At 64.4% G+C, this 24,636-nt stretch carries 23 protein-coding genes; 13 read left to right on the forward strand and 10 right to left on the reverse strand.

Annotated elements, in window-relative coordinates:
• Nucleotides 1-5: 5 nt before the first annotated feature.
• Nucleotides 6-1,235: a benzoate/H(+) symporter BenE family transporter gene (locus AC50X5_RS11655; RefSeq protein WP_494976255.1), complete on the forward strand. Its 1,230-nt coding sequence runs from the start codon at nucleotides 6-8 to the stop codon at nucleotides 1,233-1,235.
• Nucleotides 1,236-1,266: 31 nt separating this feature from the next.
• Here AC50X5_RS11655 and zapE read toward each other — a convergent pair whose 3' ends face one another.
• On the reverse strand, nucleotides 1,267-2,304 hold the full coding sequence (gene zapE, locus AC50X5_RS11660; RefSeq protein WP_494976256.1) for a cell division protein ZapE: 1,038 nt from the start codon (nucleotides 2,302-2,304) through the stop codon (nucleotides 1,267-1,269).
• Nucleotides 2,305-2,517: 213 nt separating this feature from the next.
• On the opposite strand from zapE, the gene AC50X5_RS11665 reads away from it, so the two are divergent.
• The 3 genes from AC50X5_RS11665 (at nucleotide 2,518) to ybaK (ending at nucleotide 4,532) form a co-directional block, all read left to right on the forward strand.
• A complete protein-coding gene (locus AC50X5_RS11665; RefSeq protein ID WP_494976257.1) occupies nucleotides 2,518-3,435 on the forward strand; it encodes a sulfurtransferase in 918 nt (305 codons plus the stop codon).
• A gap of 110 nt (nucleotides 3,436-3,545) precedes the next feature.
• A complete protein-coding gene (locus AC50X5_RS11670; RefSeq protein ID WP_494976258.1) occupies nucleotides 3,546-4,013 on the forward strand; it encodes a SufE family protein in 468 nt (155 codons plus the stop codon).
• Between the two features lie 12 nt (nucleotides 4,014-4,025).
• On the forward strand, nucleotides 4,026-4,532 hold the full coding sequence (ybaK, locus tag AC50X5_RS11675; protein ID WP_494976259.1) for a Cys-tRNA(Pro) deacylase: 507 nt from the start codon (nucleotides 4,026-4,028) through the stop codon (nucleotides 4,530-4,532).
• 46 nt (nucleotides 4,533-4,578) lie between these two features.
• Here the strand turns inward: ybaK and AC50X5_RS11680 are convergent, their stop codons facing one another.
• Nucleotides 4,579-5,871: an alpha/beta hydrolase family protein gene (locus tag AC50X5_RS11680; RefSeq protein WP_494976260.1), complete on the reverse strand. Its 1,293-nt coding sequence runs from the start codon at nucleotides 5,869-5,871 to the stop codon at nucleotides 4,579-4,581.
• Between the two features lie 123 nt (nucleotides 5,872-5,994).
• Between AC50X5_RS11680 and AC50X5_RS11685 the strand changes: the two genes are divergently transcribed.
• From AC50X5_RS11685 to AC50X5_RS11725, 9 genes are all read left to right on the forward strand, one after another.
• Nucleotides 5,995-6,486, forward strand: a complete 492-nt coding sequence (locus AC50X5_RS11685) for a hypothetical protein (RefSeq protein ID WP_494976261.1) — start codon at nucleotides 5,995-5,997, stop codon at nucleotides 6,484-6,486.
• A 13-nt stretch (nucleotides 6,487-6,499) separates the two neighbouring features.
• Nucleotides 6,500-6,979 carry a peptide-methionine (R)-S-oxide reductase MsrB gene (msrB, locus tag AC50X5_RS11690; RefSeq protein ID WP_494976262.1) on the forward strand — a complete coding sequence of 160 codons (480 nt, stop codon included), beginning with the start codon at nucleotides 6,500-6,502 and terminating at the stop codon, nucleotides 6,977-6,979.
• A 146-nt stretch (nucleotides 6,980-7,125) separates the two neighbouring features.
• The gene (locus AC50X5_RS11695; RefSeq protein ID WP_494976400.1) at nucleotides 7,126-8,502 is read left to right on the forward strand and encodes a DUF6421 family protein; all 1,377 of its coding nucleotides are present in this window, start codon (nucleotides 7,126-7,128) and stop codon (nucleotides 8,500-8,502) included.
• Complete coding sequence (locus tag AC50X5_RS11700; RefSeq protein WP_494976263.1) at nucleotides 8,499-9,209, forward strand: SDR family NAD(P)-dependent oxidoreductase; 711 nt, start codon at nucleotides 8,499-8,501, stop codon at nucleotides 9,207-9,209. The genes AC50X5_RS11695 and AC50X5_RS11700 overlap by 4 nt, the downstream gene beginning before the upstream one ends.
• A gap of 47 nt (nucleotides 9,210-9,256) precedes the next feature.
• Complete coding sequence (locus AC50X5_RS11705; RefSeq protein WP_494976401.1) at nucleotides 9,257-10,333, forward strand: threonine aldolase family protein; 1,077 nt, start codon at nucleotides 9,257-9,259, stop codon at nucleotides 10,331-10,333.
• A 71-nt stretch (nucleotides 10,334-10,404) separates the two neighbouring features.
• Nucleotides 10,405-11,046: a DUF3000 domain-containing protein gene (locus AC50X5_RS11710; RefSeq protein ID WP_493985640.1), complete on the forward strand. Its 642-nt coding sequence runs from the start codon at nucleotides 10,405-10,407 to the stop codon at nucleotides 11,044-11,046.
• Nucleotides 11,047-11,113: 67 nt separating this feature from the next.
• A complete protein-coding gene (locus AC50X5_RS11715; RefSeq protein ID WP_494976264.1) occupies nucleotides 11,114-12,430 on the forward strand; it encodes an HRDC domain-containing protein in 1,317 nt (438 codons plus the stop codon).
• A gap of 232 nt (nucleotides 12,431-12,662) precedes the next feature.
• Entirely contained in the window at nucleotides 12,663-13,940 is a 1,278-nt protein-coding gene (locus AC50X5_RS11720) for a thiolase family protein (RefSeq protein WP_494976265.1), read from the forward strand.
• Nucleotides 13,937-16,093, forward strand: coding sequence for a 3-hydroxyacyl-CoA dehydrogenase NAD-binding domain-containing protein (locus tag AC50X5_RS11725; RefSeq protein ID WP_494976266.1), 2,157 nt, complete (start codon nucleotides 13,937-13,939; stop codon nucleotides 16,091-16,093). The genes AC50X5_RS11720 and AC50X5_RS11725 overlap by 4 nt, the downstream gene beginning before the upstream one ends.
• Before the next feature lie 14 nt (nucleotides 16,094-16,107).
• Here the strand turns inward: AC50X5_RS11725 and AC50X5_RS11730 are convergent, their stop codons facing one another.
• The 8 genes from AC50X5_RS11730 to dxs form a co-directional block, all read right to left on the reverse strand.
• On the reverse strand, nucleotides 16,108-17,718 hold the full coding sequence (locus AC50X5_RS11730) for an ABC transporter ATP-binding protein (RefSeq protein ID WP_494976267.1): 1,611 nt from the start codon (nucleotides 17,716-17,718) through the stop codon (nucleotides 16,108-16,110).
• Nucleotides 17,702-18,541 carry an energy-coupling factor transporter transmembrane component T family protein gene (locus tag AC50X5_RS11735; protein ID WP_494976268.1) on the reverse strand — a complete coding sequence of 280 codons (840 nt, stop codon included), beginning with the start codon at nucleotides 18,539-18,541 and terminating at the stop codon, nucleotides 17,702-17,704. Before AC50X5_RS11735 ends, AC50X5_RS11730 begins: the two co-directional genes overlap by 17 nt.
• Nucleotides 18,462-19,265 (reverse strand): ECF transporter S component, encoded by an 804-nt coding sequence (locus AC50X5_RS11740; RefSeq protein ID WP_494976269.1) that lies wholly within the window; start codon nucleotides 19,263-19,265, stop codon nucleotides 18,462-18,464. Before AC50X5_RS11740 ends, AC50X5_RS11735 begins: the two co-directional genes overlap by 80 nt.
• A 121-nt stretch (nucleotides 19,266-19,386) precedes the next feature.
• Nucleotides 19,387-20,451, reverse strand: coding sequence for a nucleoside hydrolase (locus AC50X5_RS11745; protein WP_494976270.1), 1,065 nt, complete (start codon nucleotides 20,449-20,451; stop codon nucleotides 19,387-19,389).
• Nucleotides 20,452-20,462: 11 nt separating this feature from the next.
• Nucleotides 20,463-21,440, reverse strand: coding sequence for an aldo/keto reductase (locus tag AC50X5_RS11750; RefSeq protein WP_494976271.1), 978 nt, complete (start codon nucleotides 21,438-21,440; stop codon nucleotides 20,463-20,465).
• A 47-nt stretch (nucleotides 21,441-21,487) separates the two neighbouring features.
• Nucleotides 21,488-22,048, reverse strand: a complete 561-nt coding sequence (locus AC50X5_RS11755) for a hypothetical protein (protein WP_494976272.1) — start codon at nucleotides 22,046-22,048, stop codon at nucleotides 21,488-21,490.
• Entirely contained in the window at nucleotides 22,045-22,608 is a 564-nt protein-coding gene (locus AC50X5_RS11760) for a DUF402 domain-containing protein (RefSeq protein ID WP_494976273.1), read from the reverse strand. The genes AC50X5_RS11755 and AC50X5_RS11760 overlap by 4 nt, the downstream gene beginning before the upstream one ends.
• Nucleotides 22,605-24,578, reverse strand: a complete 1,974-nt coding sequence (dxs, locus tag AC50X5_RS11765; protein WP_494976274.1) for a 1-deoxy-D-xylulose-5-phosphate synthase — start codon at nucleotides 24,576-24,578, stop codon at nucleotides 22,605-22,607. The genes AC50X5_RS11760 and dxs overlap by 4 nt, the downstream gene beginning before the upstream one ends.
• Nucleotides 24,579-24,636 lie beyond the last annotated feature (58 nt).

The following is a 24,636-nucleotide window of genomic DNA, read 5'->3' on the forward strand; positions in this document are numbered from 1 at the left end:
CAATTATGCCGAAGTTTCCAACCGCCGGTTCACCGGCCGCGCGTTCAGCCACAGCTACCCCTTCCGGCCCGCGGACGCCGCTGTATCAGGCAATCATCGCCGGGATCGTGACCGCGCTCGTTGGGTTTACGTCGTCTTTCGCCGTGGTGCTTGCCGGGCTCCGTTCCGTGGGCGCAGATGCCGGGCAGGCAGCGTCAGGCTTACTCGCCCTCACCGTGGTCTTCGGGGTCGCCGTCCTGTGGCTGGCCTGGCGGTCGCGGGTGCCCGTCACCCTCGCATGGTCAACTCCCGGCGCTGCCTTGCTTGCGGCGGGAGGGATGGTCGACGGCGGCTGGCCGGCTGCCGTGGGGGCTTTCATGCTCACCGGGGTTCTCATAGCGTTGACGGGTCTCGTCCCGGCACTTGGCAGGCTGCTGGCGAGAATCCCCGCAGCCCTGGCGCAGGCCATGCTCGCCGGTGTCCTGCTCCCCCTGTGCCTTGCGCCATTCCAGGCCGTCGGAACTGTCCCTGCCCTGGTGTTGCCGGTGATCCTGTGCTGGCTTTTGATGATGCGGTTTGCCCCGCGCTGGTCTGTCCCGGCGGCCCTGGTGGTGGCCCTGGCCGGCATCACCGTCCACCTCGTCTCCAAGGGAACGGCCGTCAGCACTGACACAGTCCTTCCTGCCCTGGTCTGGACAACGCCGTCGTTCACGCTTCAGGCAGCCGTTGGCATTGCCCTCCCGCTGTACATCGTGACCATGGCCTCCCAGAACATCCCGGGCGTGGCCGTACTGAAGTCCTTTGGCTATGAAACCCCGTGGCGCCCGGCCATGCTGTTCACCGGATTCGGAACAGTCCTCGGCGCCCCGTTCGGCGCCCATGCAATTAACCTCGCCGCCCTGAGCGCGGCCCTGGCCGCAGGCGAGGAGGCCGGCCCGGATCGGAGCAAGCGTTGGGTGGCCGGTTTCACGTCCGGCCTGGCGTATCTGGTGCTCGCTGCCTTCTCGGCAGCACTGGTGACCCTGGTCAGCGCGGCCCCCGGCGGCCTGCTGGAAGCCGTTGCGGGACTGGCCCTGCTGGGCACCCTCGCAGCAGCAGTTTCTGCGGCGCTGCAGGAAGCTGCGGACAGGATTCCCGCCGTCGTCACTTTCCTGATGGCGGCATCCGGACTTTCCGTAGCTGGCATTGGTGCGGCGTTTTGGGCGCTGGCTGCAGGGCTGCTGGTCCGCGCCGTGCTGCGTAAAAGCTCACCCTGACGACGGCGCCACGCCCGGAGCCCGAAGGGCGTCAGGACGGTTCGTGGTTCTGGCCTTCGCGCGCCAGTGCCGTCAGCCGGGAAACGGCGCGGAAGTACTTCTTCATGTAACCGCCGTTCATCATCTCCTCGGTGAAGAGCTTGTCGAAAGGCACGCCGCTGGCCAGGATCGGCACGTCCTTGTCATACAGACGGTCGGCCAAAACCACAAAGCGCAGCGCCACCGACTGTTCTGTGATGGTTTCGACATTGCGCCATACCACCCCGTCGATTCCGTCGATCAGCTTCCGGTAGCGGCTGGGGTGCACGCCGGCGAGGTGGTCGATGAGGGTATTGAACTCATCCTGGGCCACGGTCTTGCCATCAAACTCCGCCTTCATCCGTGAAGCCAGTTCGCTGTTCTTCAGGGGCGGCGGGGCGGCCGCCAGGCCGCGGTGACGGAAGTCCTCCCCATCAATCCGCAACACATCGAACTGGTCAGCAAGCACCTGGATTTCGCGCTGGAAGTCCACTGCAGCAAAGCGGCCGTCACCCAGGGAACCGGGGAGCGTGTTGGAGGTGGCAGCAAGCTTGACGCCGGCGTCGGCCAGTTCCCGCATCAGCCGTGACATCAGGACGGTGTCGCCGGGATCATCAAGTTCGAATTCATCGATGCACACCAGTTTGTAGTGGCTCAGGGCATCAACAGTCTTCCGGAAGGACAGCGCTCCTACCAGGTTGGTGTATTCGACGAACGTTCCGAACGCCTTGGGGCCGGGGGAAGCATGCCAGAGCGAGGCCAGCAGGTGGGTCTTGCCGACGCCGAAGCCGCCGTCCAGGTAGATCCCGGCGCGCGACGGGTCCTTCTTGGCGAACAGTTTCTTCAGGAACCCCGCGTCATCGCCGGCGCCAACGCCGTCGGCGAAGGATTCCAGGGCACGCACTGCGGCCGACTGACTCGGCTGTGCGGGATCAGGCCGGTAGCTGGCGAATGAGACCTTCCCAAACCTTGGCGACGGATAAAAACCCTTGAGGAGCTCGTCCACCGAGACCGCAGGAGTGCGGGCGGCGAGCTGTTCAATCTGTACCAAGGCGGTCCATTCTCTGTATGTCGTTACCCCAGCCAGAATACCGGCAACAGCACTGTGTGCCGGAACAAAACCGGCCCGGGTGGGCGGCGGCACCTTTGGCAGCCTTCAGCAGGGCATGTTTCCCAGTGTTAACGGAGTGCAGCAATGCGCGGGCCTCAAAGTTAAGGTGGAACGGTGGAACCTTATCCGCAGCCCGTCAGTGAAAGGCATGCAATGACCTACCCGGTTGAACAGAACGAAAAATTCGCCGCCTACGCCCAGCCAGAGAAGCTCGTTTCCACTCAATGGCTGGCAGCGGCCCTTGCCGATGGAGCCACCCTGGACGGGAAACTGGTAGTGGTGGAATCCGATGAAGACGTCCTGTTGTATGAGACCGGCCACATTCCGGGGGCCGTCAAGATCGACTGGCACACGGACCTCAACGATGAAGTCACCCGCGACTATGTCAACGGCGAACAGTTTGCAAGGCTCGCAGCAGCCAAGGGGATCTCCCGGGACAGCACCGTGGTGATCTACGGGGACAAGTCCAACTGGTGGGCTGCCTACGCGCTGTGGGTATTCACACTCTTCGGCCACGAGGACGTCCGGTTGCTCGACGGCGGCAGGGACAAGTGGATTGCCGAAGGTCGTGAACTGACCACCGATACCCCCACACCGGCGCCCGGCGACTACCCTGTAGTGGAACGCAACGACACCCCGATCCGTGCCTTCAAGGAAGACGTGCTGGCGCACCTGGGCAAACCGCTCATCGACGTCCGCTCCCCCGAGGAATACTCCGGCCAGCGTACCCACATGCCTGCCTACCCAGAAGAAGGTGCCCTCCGCGGCGGCCACATCCCCACAGCGGCCTCGGTGCCCTGGGCCCGCGCTGCCGCAGAGGATGGTACCTACCGGAGCCGCAAGGAACTCGAAGTGCTGTATCTCGACGAGGCCGGCCTGAAGGCCGGTGACGACGTCGTGGCGTATTGCCGGATTGGCGAGCGGTCCAGCCACACCTGGTTTGCCCTGAAGTACCTGCTCGGTTTTGAGAACGTCCGTAATTACGACGGTTCCTGGACGGAATGGGGCAACGCGGTCCGCGTTCCCATCGTTAAGGGGACGGAACCCGGCACAGTTCCCGGCACCGAATAGCAGGTCCGGAACAGCAATCGGCAATCAGGAACAACACTCGTAAGAGCAGGCAATAACAGCGCAGTCCGGGCATGCGGAAATCCCTGTCCGGACTGCGTAAACTTGAACTGATGACTACCACTGAGCTTCCTCCCGCCCTCGCGGAGATCGTTGACGACTTCCAGGCCATGACCGAGCCCGAACGGCTGCAGCTGCTGTTGGAGTTCTCCCGCGGCCTGCCGGAACTTCCGGAGCGTCTTGGCAACCACCCTGAGCTCCTGGAGCAGGTGGTCGAATGCCAGTCGCCGTTGTTCCTGACTATCGAGACGGAGCCGGCCGATTCAGGGGACCGCATCAGGCTCTATTTCAAGGCTCCCCCCGAGGCTCCCACCACCCGCGGCTTTGCCGCTGTCCTGCATGAAGGACTGGACGGGCTGACCGCCCCGGAAATCCTGGCCGTTCCGGACGACATGCCCGAGCTCCTTGGCCTCACTCGCGCCATCACGCCCCTGCGCATGCGGGGAATGACGGCCATGCTGGGCCGCATCAAGCGCAAAACAGCCGCTGTGGCAAAGCTGCGGGCCAGCAACGGCGCCTGAGCAGGACGCCGGATGGCACGCAAGTCCCCTGCCTCCGGAACGCCCGCCACCGTCGCTTTGACGGCCGCGGGCGTCTCCTTTGTACTCCATCCTTATGCCCATGACCCGGGTGCAGAAAGCTACGGACTCGAGGCCGCCGAGGCCTTGGGGATGGATCCGGCGAAAGTCTTCAAGACCCTGCTCGTTGACGTCGATGGAAGCCTCGCGGTGGGTGTGGTTCCTGTCAGCGGAAACCTGGACCTGAAGTCCATCGCCGCCGCTTTAGGTGGCAAAAAGGCCGCCATGGCAGACCCCGCGACGGCCCAGCGGCGCACCGGCTATGTCCTGGGTGGCATTTCTCCGTTGGGGCAGCGGCAGGCTTCCCCCACCGTTATTGACGCCAGCGCCCTGCACCTTGAGTCCATGCTGGTCTCCGGCGGCCGGAGGGGTCTTGACATCGAACTTGCCCCCGCAGACCTCATCCGGCTGACCCGCGCTGTAACAGCGCCCATAGCAGCACAGCGTCGGCCGGGCCGCTGACCGCCCTGCGCTGCTGGTTGCGCGCAAAGTGGAGGCTCCGCCGAAGTCAGGCGGGCAGGCCCTGGCCCGGGTCGGTCCGCGGTGCCAGCTGCGCCTTCAGCCATGCGCTGACCACGCCTTCCCACCGCTCAGGGTCAACGTTCCATTCCTTCGTGTGGCCGGCCCGGTGGAACATCTCGAAGGTGACCATTTCCGGATTGCGTTCGGCGAGTTCTGCGGATGGACCATAGGGCACATATTCATCGTCGACGCTGTGCACAATGAGGGTCGGCGTGCGCAGCTCAACAGCCCTGGAAACCCAGTCCATGGCCTTCAGGTCCACCGGCGCAGCGAGCCCGGTCAACCGCTTGCCCAACGGATGCCCCAGCATCATCTGGCCGTAACGTCCCACCAGCGAGGGAATCCTGTTCAACTGCGCATGGTGGGCCAGGACATCAACCCAGTTGATCACGGGGCCGTCCAGCACCATGGCGCGGATCAGGTGGCGGTGCCGTGAGAGGTCAGCGGTCTGGAGGCAGATGGCGCCGCCCATTGACCAGCCAAACAGCACCACTTCCCTTGCCCCGTTGGACAGCGCGTAATCGATCGCAGCGTCAACATCCCGCCACTCCGTGGAGCCGAGCCCGTACCTGCCGTCGTCCGCCGAGGGCGCCAGCCCGTCGTTACGGTAGGACACCAGCAAGCTGGTGAGTCCCAGGCTCCGGGCCGTCGTCACAGCCCTGAGGGCTTCCTGCCGGGTGGCGCCCCGGCCGTGGACCATAATCGCCCAGATACCCGCTCCGGTGTGCCCGGTTCCGGAACCCTGGCCAGTGGCCGGTTCCGCCGCTGGACGTGCCAGCCAAGCCGGCGCCTGGCCGCCCTCGACGTCCACCATTATCTCTTCTGAGGCAATCCCGGCTGTTTCCAGGTCAGGGTAGGTGACACCACTCCAGTAGCCCCGCGCAGCCTTGGCCAGGTCTCCCGCGTACACCTGCTCGACGTCGCGCTGCACTGTGCGTTCCGCCGGCGAGTAGGACACAATCCGGCCGATCCTGGCGTGGCCCCTGCCGCCGTCGAAAAACAGTCCGTAAGTACCCTCAACAGTGGTGTCCGCGTTCGCCGCAAGAATTACCTGGAGGGAGTCGCCTTCGCGGGTGACAGCGAGGATTTCCTGGTCTTCCATCCGCTGCCTGACAGGCGTAATCACCCGTCGGGCAAAGTAGACGGCCAACGCCGATGACCCCGTGGCCACGGCAGCGCCGAGCGCACCGCCCGCGATGAGTCCGCCAATCCCCCACTTGGTGGAGGTGGACAAGCCGGTCTCGGTCGTCGCCGGATCGGGGTGGTGGGAAGATGCCATGCATCTATTCTTACCGGCACTGAGGCCGGCTTCGCGCATCGAGGCGCTGCCACGCCGATGCCCTCCGCCGGAGGAACCGCGCAGGTCGGTGCGGCAGCGCGTGTGCGGTACTAGGCTGTGGGCATGAGTGATCCCATTGTCATCCTGACCGAAGAGCCGCTGGTTGCCGAAGACCGACAGAACATTGAAAGCCTGGTGGATGGACGCGATGCGCAGCTTGTAGTCCTGGTGCCGGCCAACACAGAACGCCACCTCCTCGTCGATTTCCTTGAAAACCTCTCCATGCTGGAAGTTGCCAAGGCATTCCGTGAACTTGTGCCGAAGGCGCCGGACCCGGCGGCCGAACGGACGGCTGCTGCAGAGACGCTCGCCGCTTCGCTGCGGACCCTCCAAGGTGTAGGCATGGGTGTCAGCGGCGAGATCGTCGAAGGCCGGGCGGTGGACGGCCTGGTCGCCAAGGTCAAGGAACTATCGGCTACGCAGGCTGTAGTCGTGACGCGCCCGCATGCCATCGCCGACACCTTCCACACGGACTGGGCGAACAAGGCACAGGATGTTTTGGGCCTGCCGGTGCTGCACCTGTACGCAGGCTCGGGATTTATTGGCGACTCCTGAGCGTTCAACCAGCATGAACCTGTTTGAGAAAAAATTCGACAAAAGCTTCGACAAGACTTTCGACGACAAAGGTGCAGCATCCGTGCCGGACCCAGCCGAAAAGACTGATGACCAGTGGCGCCAGGAACTGACGCCGGAGGAATTCCAGGTGCTCCGGCAGGCCGGCACCGAGCGCCCCTACACGGGTGAGTACTGGGACACCCACACGGCTGGGGTCTATCACTGCCGCGCCTGCGGGGCCGAGCTTTTCACCAGCAACGAAAAGTTCGATTCGCACTGCGGTTGGCCGTCCTTTTGGGCGCCGTTGGCCGAAGGGCGGGTCCGCTACATTCACGACCGCACTCTCGGCATGGACCGGGTGGAAGTAAGGTGCGCCAACTGCGATTCGCACCTGGGGCATGTTTTTGAAGGCGAAGGATATGGCACTCCCACGGACCAGAGGTACTGCATCAACTCCGTCTCGTTGAAGCTCGTCCCCAAGGAAGAGTCCTAAGCTCAACGGTCCTCAGGGCTGGACCCCGTGCCCGTTGCTTTGAGCAAAAGTCTTTCTGATGCTCAAGCTAATTATGGATTAGTGGAGCTGGTTGCTTGCTAGGCTCGCCTCAACATGGCAAGCAACCAGAAAGGCCCGCGAAAATGATGACTGCAACGTCCGCAGCAACCCGGATTTCCCCCACCAACCCGGAGTGGCTGACGCTTAAGGAGGCTGCCTCCGCTTTGCAGGCGTTGCAGGTCCAGGACGGGTCCATTCCCGAGGAGGCCAGCCACCGCACAGCCTCCTCGCACCTGGACATCCTGTTGGCTTCAATAGCCTCGCTGGCACCCGCTTTTCCGCACGACGCTGCCTATCTGGCCGCCGTACAGGAGGACTTCATCCGCTGGCGGGATGCCGGTTTCGGGGTACCCGACTTTTTGAACTCCCTCCTGGCCTTCCAGCCGCAGGAACAGCGCATCGACGGCCTTCAGCACCTGGTCATCTTCCCCATGTACACCCAGAACGGGAGCACCAGCAGGCTGGTCGAAGCCGTGCTGATCGAGGTCATCTGGCCTGAATTTATTGACGGACTCGAAGCCGGGGAGTACTCCAACAAGCTCTTTGTGCCTATCCGCTTCCGCGACTTCACGGCTGGTTATGACACCAATTCGGCCGTCCTGTTTCCGGAGACTGTGGCGGTCCGCGAAACGCCGTCCTTCACCTGGGGCGCCATCTTCGCCGACCGCGAAGCCGCCCGCTTCCGCCGCGTCCTGCGCGCGGCCGCGGATATCACCTCTCTGGAACTTCCGGCCGACGCCGTCGAACTGCTGGATAACCAGCAGCTCGCCGAGGAAACCTTCGTGATGTGGGACCTCATCCACGACCGCACCCACATGCGCGGCGACCTGCCGTTTGACCCGTTCATGATCAAGCAGCGCATGCCCTACTTCCTGTACTCACTGGAGGAACTGCGCTGCGACCTGACCGCCTTCCGCGAATCGGTGCGGATTGAAAAGGATGACGACGCCGACCCCCAGGCCCGCAAGCACGCCCGCCTGGTGCAGTACGCAGTCATTTTTGACCGGATCTTCCGCTTTGCCATCACCGGCTCCCGGGTGCGCAACTATGACGGACTGGGCGGCCAGCTGCTGTTCGCATGGATGCACCAGCACCACGTGCTGCACTGGACCGACACCCGCCTGAGCATCGACTGGGATGAAGCCGCAGACGTTGTGATTGCCCTTGGTGCCCGCATCGACGAGCTCTACTGGCGCTCCATTGACCGGCCCAAGACCGCCCACTGGCTCGCCGCGTACCAGCTGGTCTCGGAGACCGTGACGCCCAACCCGGCCTCGGTCTGGGCCAAGGGACCAGACGCGCTTCCGCTGGACGGTCCGCCGCGCGGCCTGACTGACCAGGTCCTTGCTGACGAGTTCCCGTTGTCCATGTTCTACGAAGCCCTGGAGAAGAAGATGCGTCCCGTCATCGACTCAACGGCCGGAATTACCGGACTCTCCGGCACCGGAGACGGCCAGCCGTGAGCCGTTCCCCGGAAACCTCCGACCGCACCGTCCTGGTGACGGGCGGCAGTGGCTCCTCCGGTATCGCCGTGGGTCGCGCCCTCCTGGCCGCAGGATGCCAGGTGCTGATGGTCGGATCCGACGCGGGCCGGATTGCTGCCGCCGCGGCCGAAGCAGGCGAGGGCGCCACGCCCCTGGTCTGTAACCTTGCCGATGCCACAGACGTCCAAAGCCTGCATAAGGAAGTCACTGCGCTGGCGGGTCCGGTGGGCGGAGTAATCCACCTCGTGGGCGGCTGGCGGGGTGCCGCCGGCATTGCGGAGCAGACGGATACGGATTGGGATTTCCTCTCGACGGCGGCCATCACCACGCTGCGCAACGTGACCCGGGAGTTCTACGCCGAGCTCGAGGCTGCCCCCGGCGGCAGGTTCGCCATGGTCTCCTCGACGGCGGTTGAGGCTCCAGCTGCAGCCACCGCAAGCTACGTGGCTGCCAAAGCCGCGGCGGAAGCTTGGACCATGGCCGTGGCAGACGGCTTCACCCGCTCCGGCAGCTCCGCCGCCGCCGTCGTCCTGGTTGTTAAATCACTTGTTGACAGCGCGATGCGGGCACGGCACCCCGAGCGCCGCTTTCCCGGTGCCACCGACGTCGATGACCTGGCTGCCGCCGTCGTACGCCTGTTCAGCACCCCCGCAGCAACGATCAACGGCCATAGACTGAAAGTGTGACCCTTCCTTTGAACACCAATACCAAAACCTCTTCCGTAGCCGACGGCGTGTTGCCTGCCGGCCGGATCCACGACGTATCCGTGCGGGGCTTTGCCTCGGACAACTATTCCGGCATCCACCCTGAGGTGCTGGCGGCACTGGCCGGTGCCAATGATGGCCACCAGGTGGCCTACGGCGACGACGAATACACGGCGCGGCTCCAGGAAGTCCTGGAAGGCCACTTCGGGGCCGGTATTGAGGCGTTCCCCGTTTTCAACGGCACCGGCGCAAACGTCCTGTCGCTGCAGTCACTCCTGCCCCGCTGGGGTGCTGTGATCTGTGCTTCTACGGCACACATCAATGTCGACGAGAACGGTGCCCCGGAGCGGATTGGCGGCATCAAACTGCTGGCAGTCCCGACTGTCGACGGCAAGTTGACCCCGGAGCTGATCGACCGGGAAGCCTGGGGCTGGGGCGACGAGCACCGCGCCCAGCCGCTGGCGGTCTCCATCACCCAAACCACGGAGGTGGGCACGTGCTACACACCGGAGGAGGTCAGGGCACTGGCGGACCACGTCCACGCGAAGGGCATGTCACTGCATATGGATGGGGCCCGGCTGGCCAACGCCGCCGCCCACCTGGGCGTGCCGCTGCGGGCCTTCACGCGGGACGCCGGCGTGGACATCCTCTCCCTGGGCGGCACCAAGAACGGTCTCCTCTACGGTGAAGTGGTGGTATCCCTCAACCCGTCAGTGTCATCGGGGCTTAAGTACCTGCGCAAGATGAACATGCAGCTTGCCTCCAAAATGAGGTTCCTGTCTGCCCAGTTCATCGCCCTGATGGAAGATGACTTGTGGCTGCGGTCCGCGTCGCATGCCAATGCAATGGCCACCCGACTGCGGTCGGCCGTGGAAGGCATCGACGGCGTCCGGCTTACCCAGGCCACCGAATCCAACGGCGTGTTCGCCATTCTTCCTCCAGGTGTGGCGGACCGGTTGCGCAGGTCCTTCCGGTTCTATGACTGGAATGAAGCCACTGGCGAGGTCCGATGGATGTGCTCGTTCGATACCACGGCTGAAGACGTTGACGATTTCGCGGCCGCCATCCGGAACGAATTGGCTGGCCATGGCGGCAGCACCGGCTAGCGGACGCCGCCGGGTGTTGGTACCCCGCGGCGTGCCTGCGGCGAATGCCGCAAGGGGTTGAGTACTCTGCGATGGTGAACGATCTCGCCCATGTTCCCGCAGATTTCCTGCACGCGCTGGGAACGCTCCGGAAGGCAAAGAGCCGCAGTGAACTGCGGCTCGCTGAAATCCCTGCGCCGTCGCGGCTGGCACCGTATGCTGTAGCGCTGGGTGCGGAGGTCATGTCACCGGCTTCAGGCAGCACAACGCCGGTCCATGGCCCGGCCGCAATGGCCCTGGCCGCTGCTTCGCCGGAGGACGAAGAAGAACTGGCAACGGGGCGCTTCATCCTGCTTCACGATCCCGACGGCTCGGCGGTCTGGGACGGCGATTTCCGCATCGTTACCTACATCCGGGCTCAACTGGAGCCTGAAATGGGTAATGACGAGATGCTCGGCTCCGTCGCGTGGACCTGGCTGGTCGAAGCCCTGGAGAACCGCAAAGCGGCGTATCGCGCAGCCGGCGGGACAGCCACCCGGGTGCTTTCGGAGAGCTTCGGCACTCTCGCCGGACGCCCGGGAACCATCGACATCGAACTGCGTGCTTCCTGGACTCCTTCCGGGCCCGACGTGGGTGCGCACTTGGAGGCCTGGTCCGACATGGTGTGCACTTTCGCCGGCCTGCCACCGCTTCCCGACGGCGTCTCCGGACTGCCCGGCCGACGCCGGAACTAACGGACCAAGGCACAATGCCCGCCGTTTTCCCGGTTATCGACGCCATTGTCGGTAAACTGGGGGCACCATGACCCCTCACATCTCGGACGACACCACCGCCGGCGCCCCGGCGGATGAGTCCAAAACCCACATCCAGGTTGACGGCTTCGAGGCTGTCCCGCAGATCATCGACCTAGACGCTCCCCGCGAGGGAGTGCCGTTGGTCATCGAAAGCCAGGCCGGCCTGGAGCGCTGTGCCGCCGCCCTGGCAGCAGGAACCGGCCCGGCCGGAGTTGACGCCGAGCGTGCTTCCGGATTCCGCTATGGCCAGCGCGCCTTCCTTGTCCAGATCCGCCGTGAAGGTGCCGGTACCTGGCTCATCGACCCGGAACCCTTTGAGGACCTTAAAATTGTCAACGAGGCCCTTGACGGCGTCGAGTGGATTCTCCACGCCGCCAGCCAGGACCTCCCCTGTTTGTCCGAACTCGGCATGTGGCCGGCAAAGCTGTTTGATACCGAACTCGCCGCCCGGCTGGCCGGGCTTCCCCGGGTTGGCCTCGCCGCCGTGATCGAACAACTGCTGGGCTTCGGCCTGGCGAAGGAGCACTCAGCGGCTGACTGGTCAACGCGCCCGCTGCCCGAACCCTGGCTGCGTTATGCGGCACTTGACGTCGAAGTCCTGGCCGAGCTTCGTGAAGAGCTGATTGAACTGCTGGCGGCAGGTGGAAAGCTGGAATACGCGGAACAGGAATTCGCGGCGATCCTCGCGGCCGGAGTGGCGCCCCCACGGGTGGATCCCTGGCGTAAGACTTCGGGCCTGCATCAGATTCGGGACCGGCGCCAGCTTGCCGCAGTGAGGGAACTCTGGTTCGAGCGCGACTCCCTGGCCCGCAAGCGCGACGTCGCTCCCGGCCGTCTGATTCCCGATGCCGCTCTGGTGGCTGCGGCCAAGGCCATGCCCGCCACGGTTCCGCAACTGCTGGCAACCAAAGGTTTCCATGGCCGCGCCGCGCAGCGGGAAGCGCCACGCTGGCTGCGCTGCATAAGCATTGCCCGCGACCTCGAAGAACTTCCGCCGCTGCACCTGCCCACCAATGCGCCGCCCCCGCCGAGGGTCTGGGCGGACCGGGATCCGGAAGCCGCAGCGCGGCTGGCCACTGCCCGGCCCCTCCTCCAGGAACTCGCGAATGAACTGGACCTGCCGCTGGAGAACCTGCTGACTCCGGACTTCCTGCGTCGCCTTGCCTGGCGGCCGCCGTCGGAAATCTCCGAATCCACCGTGGCGGAACAGTTGGCCGGCCTTGGTGCACGGCCGTGGCAGGTGCAGCTGACGGCGCCGGTCATCGCCGCGGCCTTCCTGGACCCGGAACCGCTGCCGGTAAAGGAAAACAAGCCTGCGGAGTAGTGCCGCGTCTCAACCTCCGGCCTGGCTTGTGCATGCTCTCGCACCTGCAATTTGCCCAGCAGCGAGCCCATCTGACTCTCTCAGCGTCTGGGGCATAGCGCCCTCCTGACCCGTCAACACAGGCTGGGCGTATACCCTTGCACGCCAAGTTACTGGCGAGTAACATTGCTGGAAATGCCACGAGGGCGCAGCCGCCCATCGTCCGGCACCAAAATCTCGATGAGGAGTATCAGTGAGCCAACACCGGAGCGCCGGGACCCCCCGAAACGTACGCGATGTCGTCTTTGTCGATGGTGTGCGCACCCCCTTCGGCCGCGCCGGGGAGAAGGGCATCTATGCCGGCACCAGGGCTGACGATCTCATGGTCAAGTGCATCCGGGAGCTGATGCGCCGCAATTCATCGCTTCCAGCCGATCGCATTGACGAGGTCGCCGTGGCCGCAACCACGCAGACGGGAGATCAAGGCCTGACTCTTGGCCGTACCGCAGCACTGCTGGCAGGCCTCCCCCGCACTGTTCCAGGGTTCGCGATCGACCGCATGTGCGCTGGCGCCATGACAGCTGTCACGACCACCGCAAGCGGGATTGGCTTCGGCGCGTACGACGTCGTCATTGCCGGCGGCGTAGAGCACATGGGCAACCATCCCATGGGCTCCGGGGCTGACCCCAACCCGCGCTTCATGTCCGAACGGCTCGTGGACCCCGCGGCCTTGAATATGGGGAACACGGCGGAAAACCTGCACGACCGTTTTCCTGCCATCACCAAGGAACGCACCGACGCCTACGCCGTTGCTTCACAGGACAAGCTGGCAGCAGCTTATGCCAACGGGCAGATCCAGCCGGACCTGGTTCCGGTGGCCACCATGAAACCGGGCCAGGGCTGGACCGTGAACAGCGTGGACGAGCCGCCGCGGCCAGGAACCACCGTGGAGGATCTTGCGGCACTGCGCACGCCGTTCCGCGCCCACGGAAGGGTTACCGCCGGCAATGCTGCGGGGCTGAACGACGGCGCCACGGCAGCCATCCTGGCCTCAGCGGGTGCCGCAGAGGAGCTGGGACTGCCCGTCAAAATGCGGCTGGTCAGCTACGCCTATGCAGGCGTCGAGCCTGACGTCATGGGCATCGGCCCGGTCCCGGCCACGGAGAAAGCGCTGAAGATCGCCGGCCTGGACATCGAGGACATTGGCCTGTTCGAAATCAACGAAGCGTTTGCAGTCCAGGTCCTGAGCTTCCTGGACCACTTCGGAATTCCCGACGACGATCCCCGGGTCAACCGGTATGGCGGCGCTATCGCCGTGGGCCACCCCCTGGCCTCCTCAGGCGTCCGGCTGATGAACCAGCTGGCCCGGCAGTTCGAGGAAGATCCCACGGTGCGCTATGGCATCACCACCATGTGCATCGGCCTCGGCATGGGTGCCACCGTCATCTGGGAGAACCCGCACCATGCTGACTACAGTGGCAATCAAACCGCCAGCGACGACGCTGCGATCACCGAAGGAGCCGCCGCATGAGCGCCGCAGACTTTACGAAACTGGCTGAGCTGTTCCCCGACGAAACAGTGACGCACTCATACGTGCAGGACATCGATCTCCCTGCCGTTAACGGCACCAGCCCCGGCGTCTTCGCCCTGGTGACTCTCGACAACGGCCTGGACCACAGCAAGCCCACCACTTTGGGACCCAATACCCTTGTCGAACTCGGGACAGTCCTCGAAGGGCTGAAGGAACGCGCCACCCGGGGCGAGATCGTCGGCGTCGGCGTTACCGGCAAACCATACTTCCTCGTCGCCGGCGCGGACCTCTCTTCGGTGAAGGCGCTCAACGAGCCTGAACATGGATTATGGATGGCCCAACTCGGCCATGACGTCTACGGCACCCTGGGCAACCTCGGCATCCCCAGCTTCGCCTTCATCAATGGCCTCGCCCTCGGCGGCGGACTCGAAGTGGCCCTGCAGTCCACCTACCGGACGGTTTCCACCGGAGCCGGTGCGCTGGCGTTACCGGAAGCCTTCCTCGGACTTATCCCGGGATGGGGCGGCGTCTACATCCTGCCGCGCCTGATCGGACCGGAAAACGCTGTAAAGGTCATGATCGAAAATCCACTCAGCAACAACAAGACCTTGAGTGGCCCCGAAGCCTTCAGCCTTGGCATAGCCGATGCGTTGTTCGAGCCTGCAGACTTCGTTGAACAGTCCGTCGCCTGGGCTTCCCGCGTCATTGCTGGTGACGTGGTTCCCGAACGGCCGAACGCCGTCGATCCAACCGATCCCGCAGTTGCCGAACGCTGGTCAGCGGCCGTGGCATCAGGCCGGGCCTTCATTGACGCTAAAACATCCAACGCGTCGCCTGCTCCCGGGAAGGCACTTGACGTCATGGAGGCCAACCGCACACTCGCACAGCCGGAGGCAGCGGCGCTGGAAGCGGATACCCTTGCGTTCCTCATGCAGAGCGAAGAGTTCCGTGCCACCGTCTACGCCTTCCTGGACCTCGTCCAGAAACGTGCCAAACGTCCGGCCGGCGCCCCGGACCGTTCGTTGGCGCGTCCCGTCACCAAAGTGGGCGTGGTCGGCGCTGGCTTGATGGCAAGCCAGCTGGCATTGTTGTTTGCCCGCCAGCTGAAGGTCCCGGTGGTGATGACGGATATCGACCAGTCACGTGTGGATAAGGGCGTGGGATACGTGCACGCCGAAGTGGACAAGCTTATGGCGAAGAAGCGCATCAGCCAGGATGCCGCAAACCGTACGAAGTCCCTGGTCACGGGTTCAGTTTCCAAGGAGGCCTTCGCTGACGCCGACTTCGTCATTGAAGCCGTCTTCGAGGAACTCAGCGTCAAGAAACAGGTTTTTGCCGAAGTGGAGGCGATTGTCCGGGAGGACTGCATCCTGGCAACCAACACATCATCACTGTCCGTCACGGCCATGGCAGCGGACCTGGCCCACCCGGAGCGGTTGGTGGGCTTCCACTTCTTCAACCCCGTTGCCGTGATGCCGCTGCTGGAGATTGTGCGGGCACCAAAAACCGACGACGCCGTACTGGCCACCGCCTTCGAACTGGCCAAGGGCCTCAAGAAGTCGGCCGTCCTGGTCAAGGACGCAGCAGCCTTCGTGGTGAACCGCATCCTGTTGCGGCTGATGGGCGAGGTGACCGCGGCGTTTGACGAAGGCACCCCGGCAGAGGTGGCCGACAACGCACTGCGGCCCATGGGGCTGCCCATGACGCCATTCACCCTCGGCGCCATGGTGGGGCTCCCGGTGGCCCAGCACGTCCAGGAATCACTCCATGCTGCGTTCGGTCACCGCTTCACGGTATCGCAGAACCTGCAGAAGCTCATTGATAACGGAATCAAGTCCCTGTGGGTCCCCGGGGAGGATGGCAAGCCGGAGATTCCGGCTGCCACCCTTGCCCTGATGTCCTTTGGTTCGACACCATCCACGGCAGAGGAAGTGCTTCGGCGCACCCAGGACGCCTTGGCCGAAGAAATCGGCCTGATGCTCCAGGAAGGCGTGGTTGCAGGACCCCAGGATGTTGACCTGTGCATGATCCTCGGCGCCGGCTGGCCAATGTTCCTCGGCGGAATCACGCCGTACCTGGACCGGGTTGGTGCTTCCGAGCGTGTGAACGGCAAGCGGTTCCTGGAACCGGGAGTTGCGTCGAAGGCATCGTAGGCCGCGCGAGCCCGTCACCAGCTCCAGGTGGCGGGCGCGGCAACGCCGTAGGCAACCCCTGAGCTGAAATGTTCTTCCAGCACCTCGTTGAACAGGCCCTCGGCCACGACCTTTCCCTCGCTAAGCACCACCAGCCGGTTGCAGGTCCGGTGGGCGAAATCTAGATCATGCGTGACCATCACGATGGCCGCCCCCCGTTCAGCTTCCGCCGCCATGGCGCCGGCCAGTAGCTCCAGGCCCGGCCCGTCCAGGGAAACGGTCGGTTCGTCCAGGGCAATGAACCCTGGCGACTGGACGAGCAGGGCTGCCAATGCCGTCAGTCGTTGCCCGGACGCCGGCAATTCATAGGGGTGGTGTCCGCCGAAGTCCAGCAGAGCGCACCGTCGCAGGGCCCCGCTGACGAGATCCCCGCGGGCTGCTTCGTCGAGGGGGCGGCGAAGACCTGCACCAACTTCGCGGCGGACGGTGCGCTCGAAAAGCTGTTCGCGGGGATGCTGGAGCAGGGCGCCCAGGACTGTGCTGCCCGGGGCGGATCCCCTTCCATTGGGTGGGCCGGCAGGCAAGTTCACCGTCCCGGTTTGCGGGATGGACAACCCGGTCAGGAGCCGCAGCAGGGTGGACTTCCCGGACCCGTTGGCTCCGGTCACCGCCACGCACTCCCCCGCAGCTATCGAAAGACTCACGCCGTCGACGACGGGTGCGGCCTGGCGGCTCCGCCGCCAGGGACGAGGCGGGCGCCAACCGTAAGCGAAGCTGAGCCCGTCGGCTGCCACGATTGGAACTGACGCTCCATGGCGTAGCCCGCCACCGGACGCTGCCGGTTCTCTACGCTCGGCGGGAGCCTTAATCGAATCCACGTGCCCGCCGGGGAACGGCAGGTGCAGGACCGGCAAGTGAAGGACAGCGGCCTTTTGTGCTGCCTGGTCCACGGTGCCGGCGAAGACAGCATGGCCCCGGTCGAGCAGGATTACCTTCTCCGGTGCCAGGCCGGCGGCGGCGAGATCCTGGGACAGCAGGACGATCCCCATCCCATCCGCCACCAGGGTCCTGAGCGCTGCCTGGACCGCGGTTCGGGCAGCGAAATCCAGCCCCGCCAACGGTTCATCCAGTACAAGGCAACCCGGGCGCCGGGCCACTGCCGCAGCAATGGAGACGAGTTTCTGCTGGCCTCCTGACAACTCGGCGGGATTGCGGTCCAGCAGCCCGGACAGCCCCAGGGCAGCCGCCGTTTCCCGGACGCGGTCCTGCATCTGGTGGCGTGGCATCCCGGCGTTCTCCAGCGGAAAGGCGATTTCCTCAGCCACGGTGGGAGCGATGGTGGAGAGCTGGGCAGCCGGGTCCTGGCCTGCGTAACCTACCAGGCCGCTCCACCGTTCATGATCAATCCTGGACTCCTGGCTTTCTGGAAACCGCAGCAAATCCCCGCCAAGGCCGATACTGCCACTCATGTGGCCCCGTTGCTGGCCGGGAAGCACCCCGGCGAGAACAAGCCCCAAGGTAGTCTTTCCGCTGCCCGAGCCGCCCGCCACGAGGACACATCCGCCGGGCCGCACCGCGAAGTCAATGCCGGACAGGACGGGTTCCCTGCTGTCCGGATAGCTGAAGGACTCAAGACGGATCCGCAAAGCCACCCCCTCCCGGGCCGAACCACAGGATGAGGAAGGCCACCAGGACGGCAAGGACAGCCCATCGGAAGACGGATTGGCCCCTTGAGTCGGGCACCTCCCGCAGGCTCGAGCGCGGAGTCGCCCCGCCGAAACCCCTGGTTTCCAGTGCGGCGGCGCGCTCTCCCGCTTCATGAAGGAGGGAAAGCAGCAGCGGAACCGCCAGCACGCGAAAGGAAGCCAACCGGGCAGGGAACGACTTTCCCGAGGACAGACCCCGGAGCTGCTGTGCTTCCCGGATACGCCGGGCGCGCTGCGTGACGGCCGGAGCGATGGTGAGCGTGGAACACAGCACAAAGCCGAGCTGCGCCGGGAGACGGTAGTTACTGCAAAGGGCCATGATGTCGGCCGGCCGGATGCTGAAGGAAAGCGCCAGCAGCAGGACGACGAGCACTGTTGTCCGCAAGACGAGGTTCCCGGCCAGGGCGAGCCCTTCAACTGTCAATCTGGCCGGACCCCAGGTCCACAGCACCGTATGCCCCTCCGGGAAGAACAATCCGTGGGTCAGCAGCAGCGAAGCGGCAAGGGGCAACAGGATAATGCCGGCCGCGGGCCAGACGCGGTGCGCCGTGCCGGCAATGACTGTTCCCACCGCTGCCGCCAGCAGAACCGTCAGCGAGAATGCCCAGTCACTTACCGCCGTCGTGACCACCACTGCCGCGACCACGGTGATGACCAGCGTCAGTGGACTGATCCGGGCCAGGTTAGGAGCCTTTCGTTCCGGCGAGGACCCGGTGCCGCCGCAAGAACGGGAACTGGAGGGTGATTCTGCCTGGCAGCGCATACACAAGGACCGCGACGATCGTGAAGACAATCGCCTTGTCCATGGGGTCCGAGATCAGTGCCTGCTTGGTGATTGCGCCGAGAAGAGTGTCCCCCATGGCACGGAAGGCACTGACAATGGCTCCAGTGGCTACTCCCGAGGTACCGCCAAAGACAAACGCCGCTACCGGTGCGGACACCACGCCGGCAAGGATGCCCGTGATGAAGCCGGCCACGGGAACGAGGTAGAAGCGGCGGAAGAGGCCGTGACGCGCGGCGAGGCCGGCAAGGAATCCGATCAGGGCGGCACCGGCAGCAAACGGCAGGACTGTGGGGTTGAAGAAGGACCAGACAATGCTGCTCAGGGCGCCGGTGGCCGCGCCGGCAGCGGGACCCGCCAGGACAGCTATCAGCACAGTTCCGATGGCGTCGAGGTAGAAGGGCACCAGGGTGCTTCCCACAAACTGCCCCATCACGATGTTCAGGACGAGTGCCACCGGAATCAAGACCACTGTGCTGGTGGGAAGGGTGGGCAGGACCGCGATCACCAGCAGGATGGCGCCCGCCAGGAAGCCTGACAGCGCAACGAGGGCAGCTGCGCTGCCCGGCCCGGAAGCGATGTCCGCGGGCTGGTTCAAGACCAGGTAAATATAGGTCGCAGCAATAGCGGCGCCGCCGAGAATCTCCAGGGTGCGGCGTTTCCGCACGGCTGCAGGGCTGGCTGAGGGGAGCGTCAGGGATGACATGGTGTTCCTTCGAGGGTTCAGGCTGTGCAACCCTGATGGGTTCGGGGATGGGACGACAACTGCCTATGTCACCTCGGCAGCAACCGGCGTTCGCTACCGCTGCGCCGGACCGTTCACCAGTTTAGCGTCCGGCTGACGCGGGATTGCCGGGCAGCTCCCCGGCCGCCAGCCGTCGGGCCAGGGCGCCAAGCGATGCAACCAGCTCCTCGAACGCAGCAGCGGGTTTATTGTCCGAGACGATCCGCGCGTTCGGGGCGTGTCCCCACAGGCTTCGGTAGTCCGCCACCGTGGTCCCCATCAGCAGCCTTGACTCCGTTTCCACATCCACTGTGGCCAACCGGGTGGAGTATTCGAGGGTCCCGGCGGCGACTCCGGCGGCGAAGAAATCGTGGATATGGGCCACATAGCCCTGGTCATAGCGGCGGTGGAATTCGAAGTAAAAGCGAATCGCATCAGAGAGGTGACGTACCAGCGGATTGTCTGACGTGCTTTGGAGGCCCTCCGGCTGTTCCGGCAGCACAAGTTCCTCCACTGCGCAGCCCGCCGCCAGGGCCAGCAGGCGAACGTGTTCGGGGTGGAGTTCGATCCGTTCGGTGGTGTCCAGGGAGCAAATGATCGGCAGGTGATTTTCCGGGAGGCCTCTGAAGGCCTCATAGACTTTCCTGGCGGCATGCGGGTCCACGTGTGTGTTCCATTCCGCCGTGGGCGTGGTGTTGCCCTGGTAGTAGAAGCAGCCCCCCATAATGACCACTTTCCGCAGCAGCAGGGGCAGCCGCGGTTCGCGACGGAGCGCGAGGGCGAAGTTGGTCAGCGGGGCCGTGATCAGTGCCGTGAGCTCCCCCGGCCGCGCACGGGCCGCTTCCACCCAGAGATCCACAGCGTCCCTCGCCGAGAGACTTCCCGACGGCGGCGGCAGTACCGCATGCCCCAAGCCCTGCGGCCCGTGGGTCTCAGGGGTGGTCACCAGCGGAATCTCCAGAGGCGTCCGGGCACCAACGGCCACTTCGACGTCGCGGTGTCCGCAAAGCTCAAGAATGGCCAGGGTGTTCCGCGCCACCTGGTCAACACCGGCGTTGCCTGCGGAGGCAGTGACGGCCACGAATTCGACATTCGGCAGGGACGCCAGGTACGCCAGCGCCAGGGCGTCGTCGATTCCGGTGTCGACGTCCAAGAGGAGACTTATCATGTCCGTCATCCCTAGAACAGCGCTACTTTGGGGACTTTCGGAAAGATGTCATCCAACTCAGCGAGGTCTTCCGCAGTAGGGTTCCAAGAGGCGGCTTCCGCGTTCTGCCACACCTGCTCCGGCTTGGTGGCGCCGGCGATCACACTGCCCACGGAGGGCTGTGCGGCCAGCCAGGAGAATGCCACCTGGACTTCACTCAGGCCGCGCGTGGCGGCGAAGTTGCTGAACCTTCCCAACTGCTCCCAGTCAGCGTCATCCACCAGGTTTTTGCGGGTGTGACTCAGCCGCGTGCCGGCCGGGGCTTTGTGCGGGGCATACTTTCCGGTCAGCAGGCCATTGGCCAGCGGGAAGTAGGGCAGCACCCCGAGCCCGAATGCTTCGGCGGCCGGAGTCACTTCCAGTTCCGCGCGCCGGTCCAGGAGGTTGTAGTGGTTCTGGGTGGAGATGAACCGTGCCCCGCCGCCGGCGCGGGCCACGTACTCGGCTTCGGCGATCTGCCAGCCGGCACGGTTGGAATGGCCGATGTACCGGACCTTTCCGCTGGTCACCAGGTCGTCAAGGGCGGCCAGGGTTTCGTCAATAGGCGTTATGGGATCCGGCGTGTGGAACTGGTAGAGGTCGATCCACTCCGTATCCAGCCGCCGCAAAGAGGCTTCTACCGCCTGGATGATGTAGCGGCGGGAACCCCGGGCGCCGAAATCGTTGCCGTTCGCTCCGCGCATGTCCATGCCGTACTTGGTTGCCACCACCACATCATGCCGTCGGCTCCCCAGAGCTTTCCCGAGGATGGACTCACTCAGGCCGGGCTCCCGACCATAAGTATCAGCGACGTCGAAGAAAGTGATCCCCGCGTCCAGGGCGGCACTAACGACGGCGTCACTACCCTCTTGTGATTCGGTCGCCGTGTGCGGCCGGCCGAGGTTGTTACAGCCTAGGCCGACGACGGAGACGGTCAGTCCGGACTTGCCCAAACGGCGGTATTCAGTCATGAAGCAACCCTATATCGCGCTAAGGGCCGTTGCGGGAATGCGTGTTCCTAGAGCTTGAACACAGCACCGGCGCGCGGCGCGTGCTTGAGTCGCATGGCCTTGGGATCCTTGAAGGGCGCGGCACCGATGCTGAGCTTGGTAAAGTCGAGGTCTTCGCCGCGGATACAGACCTTGATGGCGTTGACGGCCTTGTTCACGTCCGGGCACAAGCAGAAAATGTTGAGCTTGAAATCGCTGAACTCGGACCGATCAACCACTCCCAGGCCACGCCAGGCAAGATGGCTGATCAGGGCGTCCTTGGCCTTCTCCTCCAGGTAGCGGTCCCTGTCCGTCCCCTCGCGGGTCTTCAGCGCATACTGTGCCACTACCCAGAACTGCTCCTCTTCGGGGATTTCGGCATAACCGTCCTCCTCGCATTGGACTGCGAAAGCAGCCATGAGGCTTTCTGCGGCCGTGGCATCATCGACGTCGGTTTCCTCGGTCTTGCTCTGGTGCCCTACTACGCCGTAGTTCATCACGAACTGCGAATAGTCCTCGTCGAACCAAGCCTCCCGGAAGTTCAGCACACCCTCGTCGTCACGTTTGTAAACCCGGATAATCCCGCTCATTGCCGTCCTCTTTTAAACCAGCTTGTTTCCGTTCCATCGAACGGTGATTCTTGTCCTTTGACGGCCAGGAAGAGCCTGTCCGCTGTTTCCCTGATCCCGTCCACTACCGGCTGCGGGTACCCCATGGCCAGCTGGTGTTCTGCGAATTCGTCTTCATCATCGATGTACGTACCGTGCTTCACGGACCGGATCACGTCCAGGTCCATGTCTATCAAGTGGAATTCGGTCAGCCCCGGCCTGATGGTGCGCCACTCATGGGACAGCGCGAGGTCAATGTACAACCGGAAGTCGCCAGGATAACTGTCGTCGTAGAAGGTGGCTACATAGTCGCCCTCGTAGGGCACCAGCAGTACGGCATCCGAAGCGGCGTAGAAGGCCGCCCCCGGCCGGGAGCAAAACGAGCCGGCCGGCTGGAAAATCCACCATCCGTATTGATCCTCGCCCAGGAACCGACCCGGCACTACCCAGTGTGCTTTCCCATCCCACTTGCGGTTCCGGGCGACCACGAGGTCCCCGACCGCCGGCACCTCCGCAGTGCGGTCGGGTGGGCTGAACGTCACAGGATCGGCAGGCTTCCCGTGCTCGGATGCTGCTGGCCGGGCAGGGGACGCGCAAAAGGTACTTTGGTGCCCAAAACCTGCGCTACGACGTCGTGCGTTATTTGCTGCGCGGTAAGCCCGACGCGCTCCATGACCTGGCCACGCGTGCCATGGTCCAGGAAGTCGACGGGCAGGCCGACCTCATTCAAAGCGGTGTCCACGCCGGCAGCGCGCATCTCCTGGCGGATCCGCGAACCCACGCCACCTGCCCGTACGCCATCCTCGATGCAGATCACCAAACGGTGCCTCGAGGCGAGGGCAATGATGGATCGCCGGACCGGAAGCACCCAGCGCGGATCAACCACTGTGGTACTGATTCCCTGCGAACCCAGGCGGTTGGATACGTCCAAGGCCAATTCGGACATGGCACCCACGCTAACGATCAGGACGTCATTATCTGTGGAGCCGGCCGGCCGGCGGGCCAGGACGTCCACGCCGTCGGAGAGCCGCTCGATGGCTTCCACCTCTGCGCCGACAGTGCCCTTGGAGAAGCGGACCACGCTTGGGGCATCCGAGATCGCCACGGCCTCGCGAAGTTCTTCCCGCAGCCGTGCCGCGTCCCGCGGAGCGGCCAGATGCAGCCCGGGCACAATCTGCACCATGGCCATGTCCCACATGCCGTGGTGGCTCGCGCCATCAGGCCCGGTGACACCCGCCCGGTCCAGGACGATCGTCACGCCGGCCTTGTGCAGCGCGACGTCCATCAACAGTTGGTCGAAGGCACGGTTAAGGAACGTCGCGTAGATAGCCACAACAGGATGGAGCCCGCCAAAAGCCATCCCCGCAGCCGAAGTGAGGGCATGCTGTTCGGCAATTCCGACGTCGATCACACGGGCCGGGTGCCGGGCCGCCAGCTTGTGCAGGCCCACCGGGATCAGCATGGCGCCGGTGATGCCGACGATGTCGGGACGTTCATCCGCGATGTCAGCAATTTCCGTGGCGAAGACCGAGGTCCAGGACGGTGCGCCCGCCGGGTCAGTGGGCTCACCGGTTTCGGGATCGATAATTCCGACGGCGTGGAACTGGTCCGCTTCGTGGGCCCGGGCCGGAGCGTAACCATGGCCCTTTTCTGTCATGCAGTGCACGATCACCGGGCCGGCGTAGTTCCGCGCCGTGGACAGGGCATGTTCAAGCGCATGGAGGTCGTGGCCGTCCACCGGCCCGATGTACTTCATGCCGAGGTCCTCGAACATGCCCTGCGGAGCCCACCAGTCCTTGATGCCCTTTTTCATGGCGTGCAGGCTCTTATAGGTGAACTGGCCCACGGGGCCGCCGCTTTGAAGCTTCTTTTTCCACCAGTCCAGGGTGCCCTCGTAGGCGGGAGCGACGCGCAGCGAATCAATCGTCGGTCTCAGGGAGGCGAGGTAGTCAGCCAACCCGCCCACCGTAGGTGCATAGGACCTGCCGTTGTCGTTGACCACTATGACAACGCGACGGCGTTTGTCCGCAGCGATATTGTTGAGGGCTTCCCACGTCATGCCGCCGGTCAGGGCGCCATCGCCCACAACGGCAACGACGTAGCGCTCACCCTCCCCCGTCAGTTGCCGTGCACGCGAAATGCCGTCTGCCCAGGACAGCGACGAGGAGGCGTGCGAACTCTCAACGATGTCGTGTTCGGATTCGGCGCGGGAGGGGTACCCGGACATCCCGCCCTGCTGGCGGAGGGTGCTGAAGTCCTGCCGGCCGGTCAGCAGTTTGTGGACATAGGACTGATGGCCCGTGTCAAAGACGATGCTGTCCCGGGGGGAGTCGAAGATGCGGTGGACTGCCATGGTGAGCTCGACGACGCCGAGGTTGGGTCCAAGATGGCCGCCGGTCTGCGAGACGTTGCTGATCAGGAAAGACCGGATCTCCGCGGCCAGCTGGTCAAGCTGCTCACGGGACAACTCGCTCAGGTCCTGCGGGTTCCGGATGGTATCCAGGATTCCCAATGGCCCTCCTTCGGATGGTAGACATGCCTATTAACTCTAACGCCTAGGATCGCCCTGG

This window comes from Pseudarthrobacter sp. MDT1-40-2 (assembly GCF_059383595.1).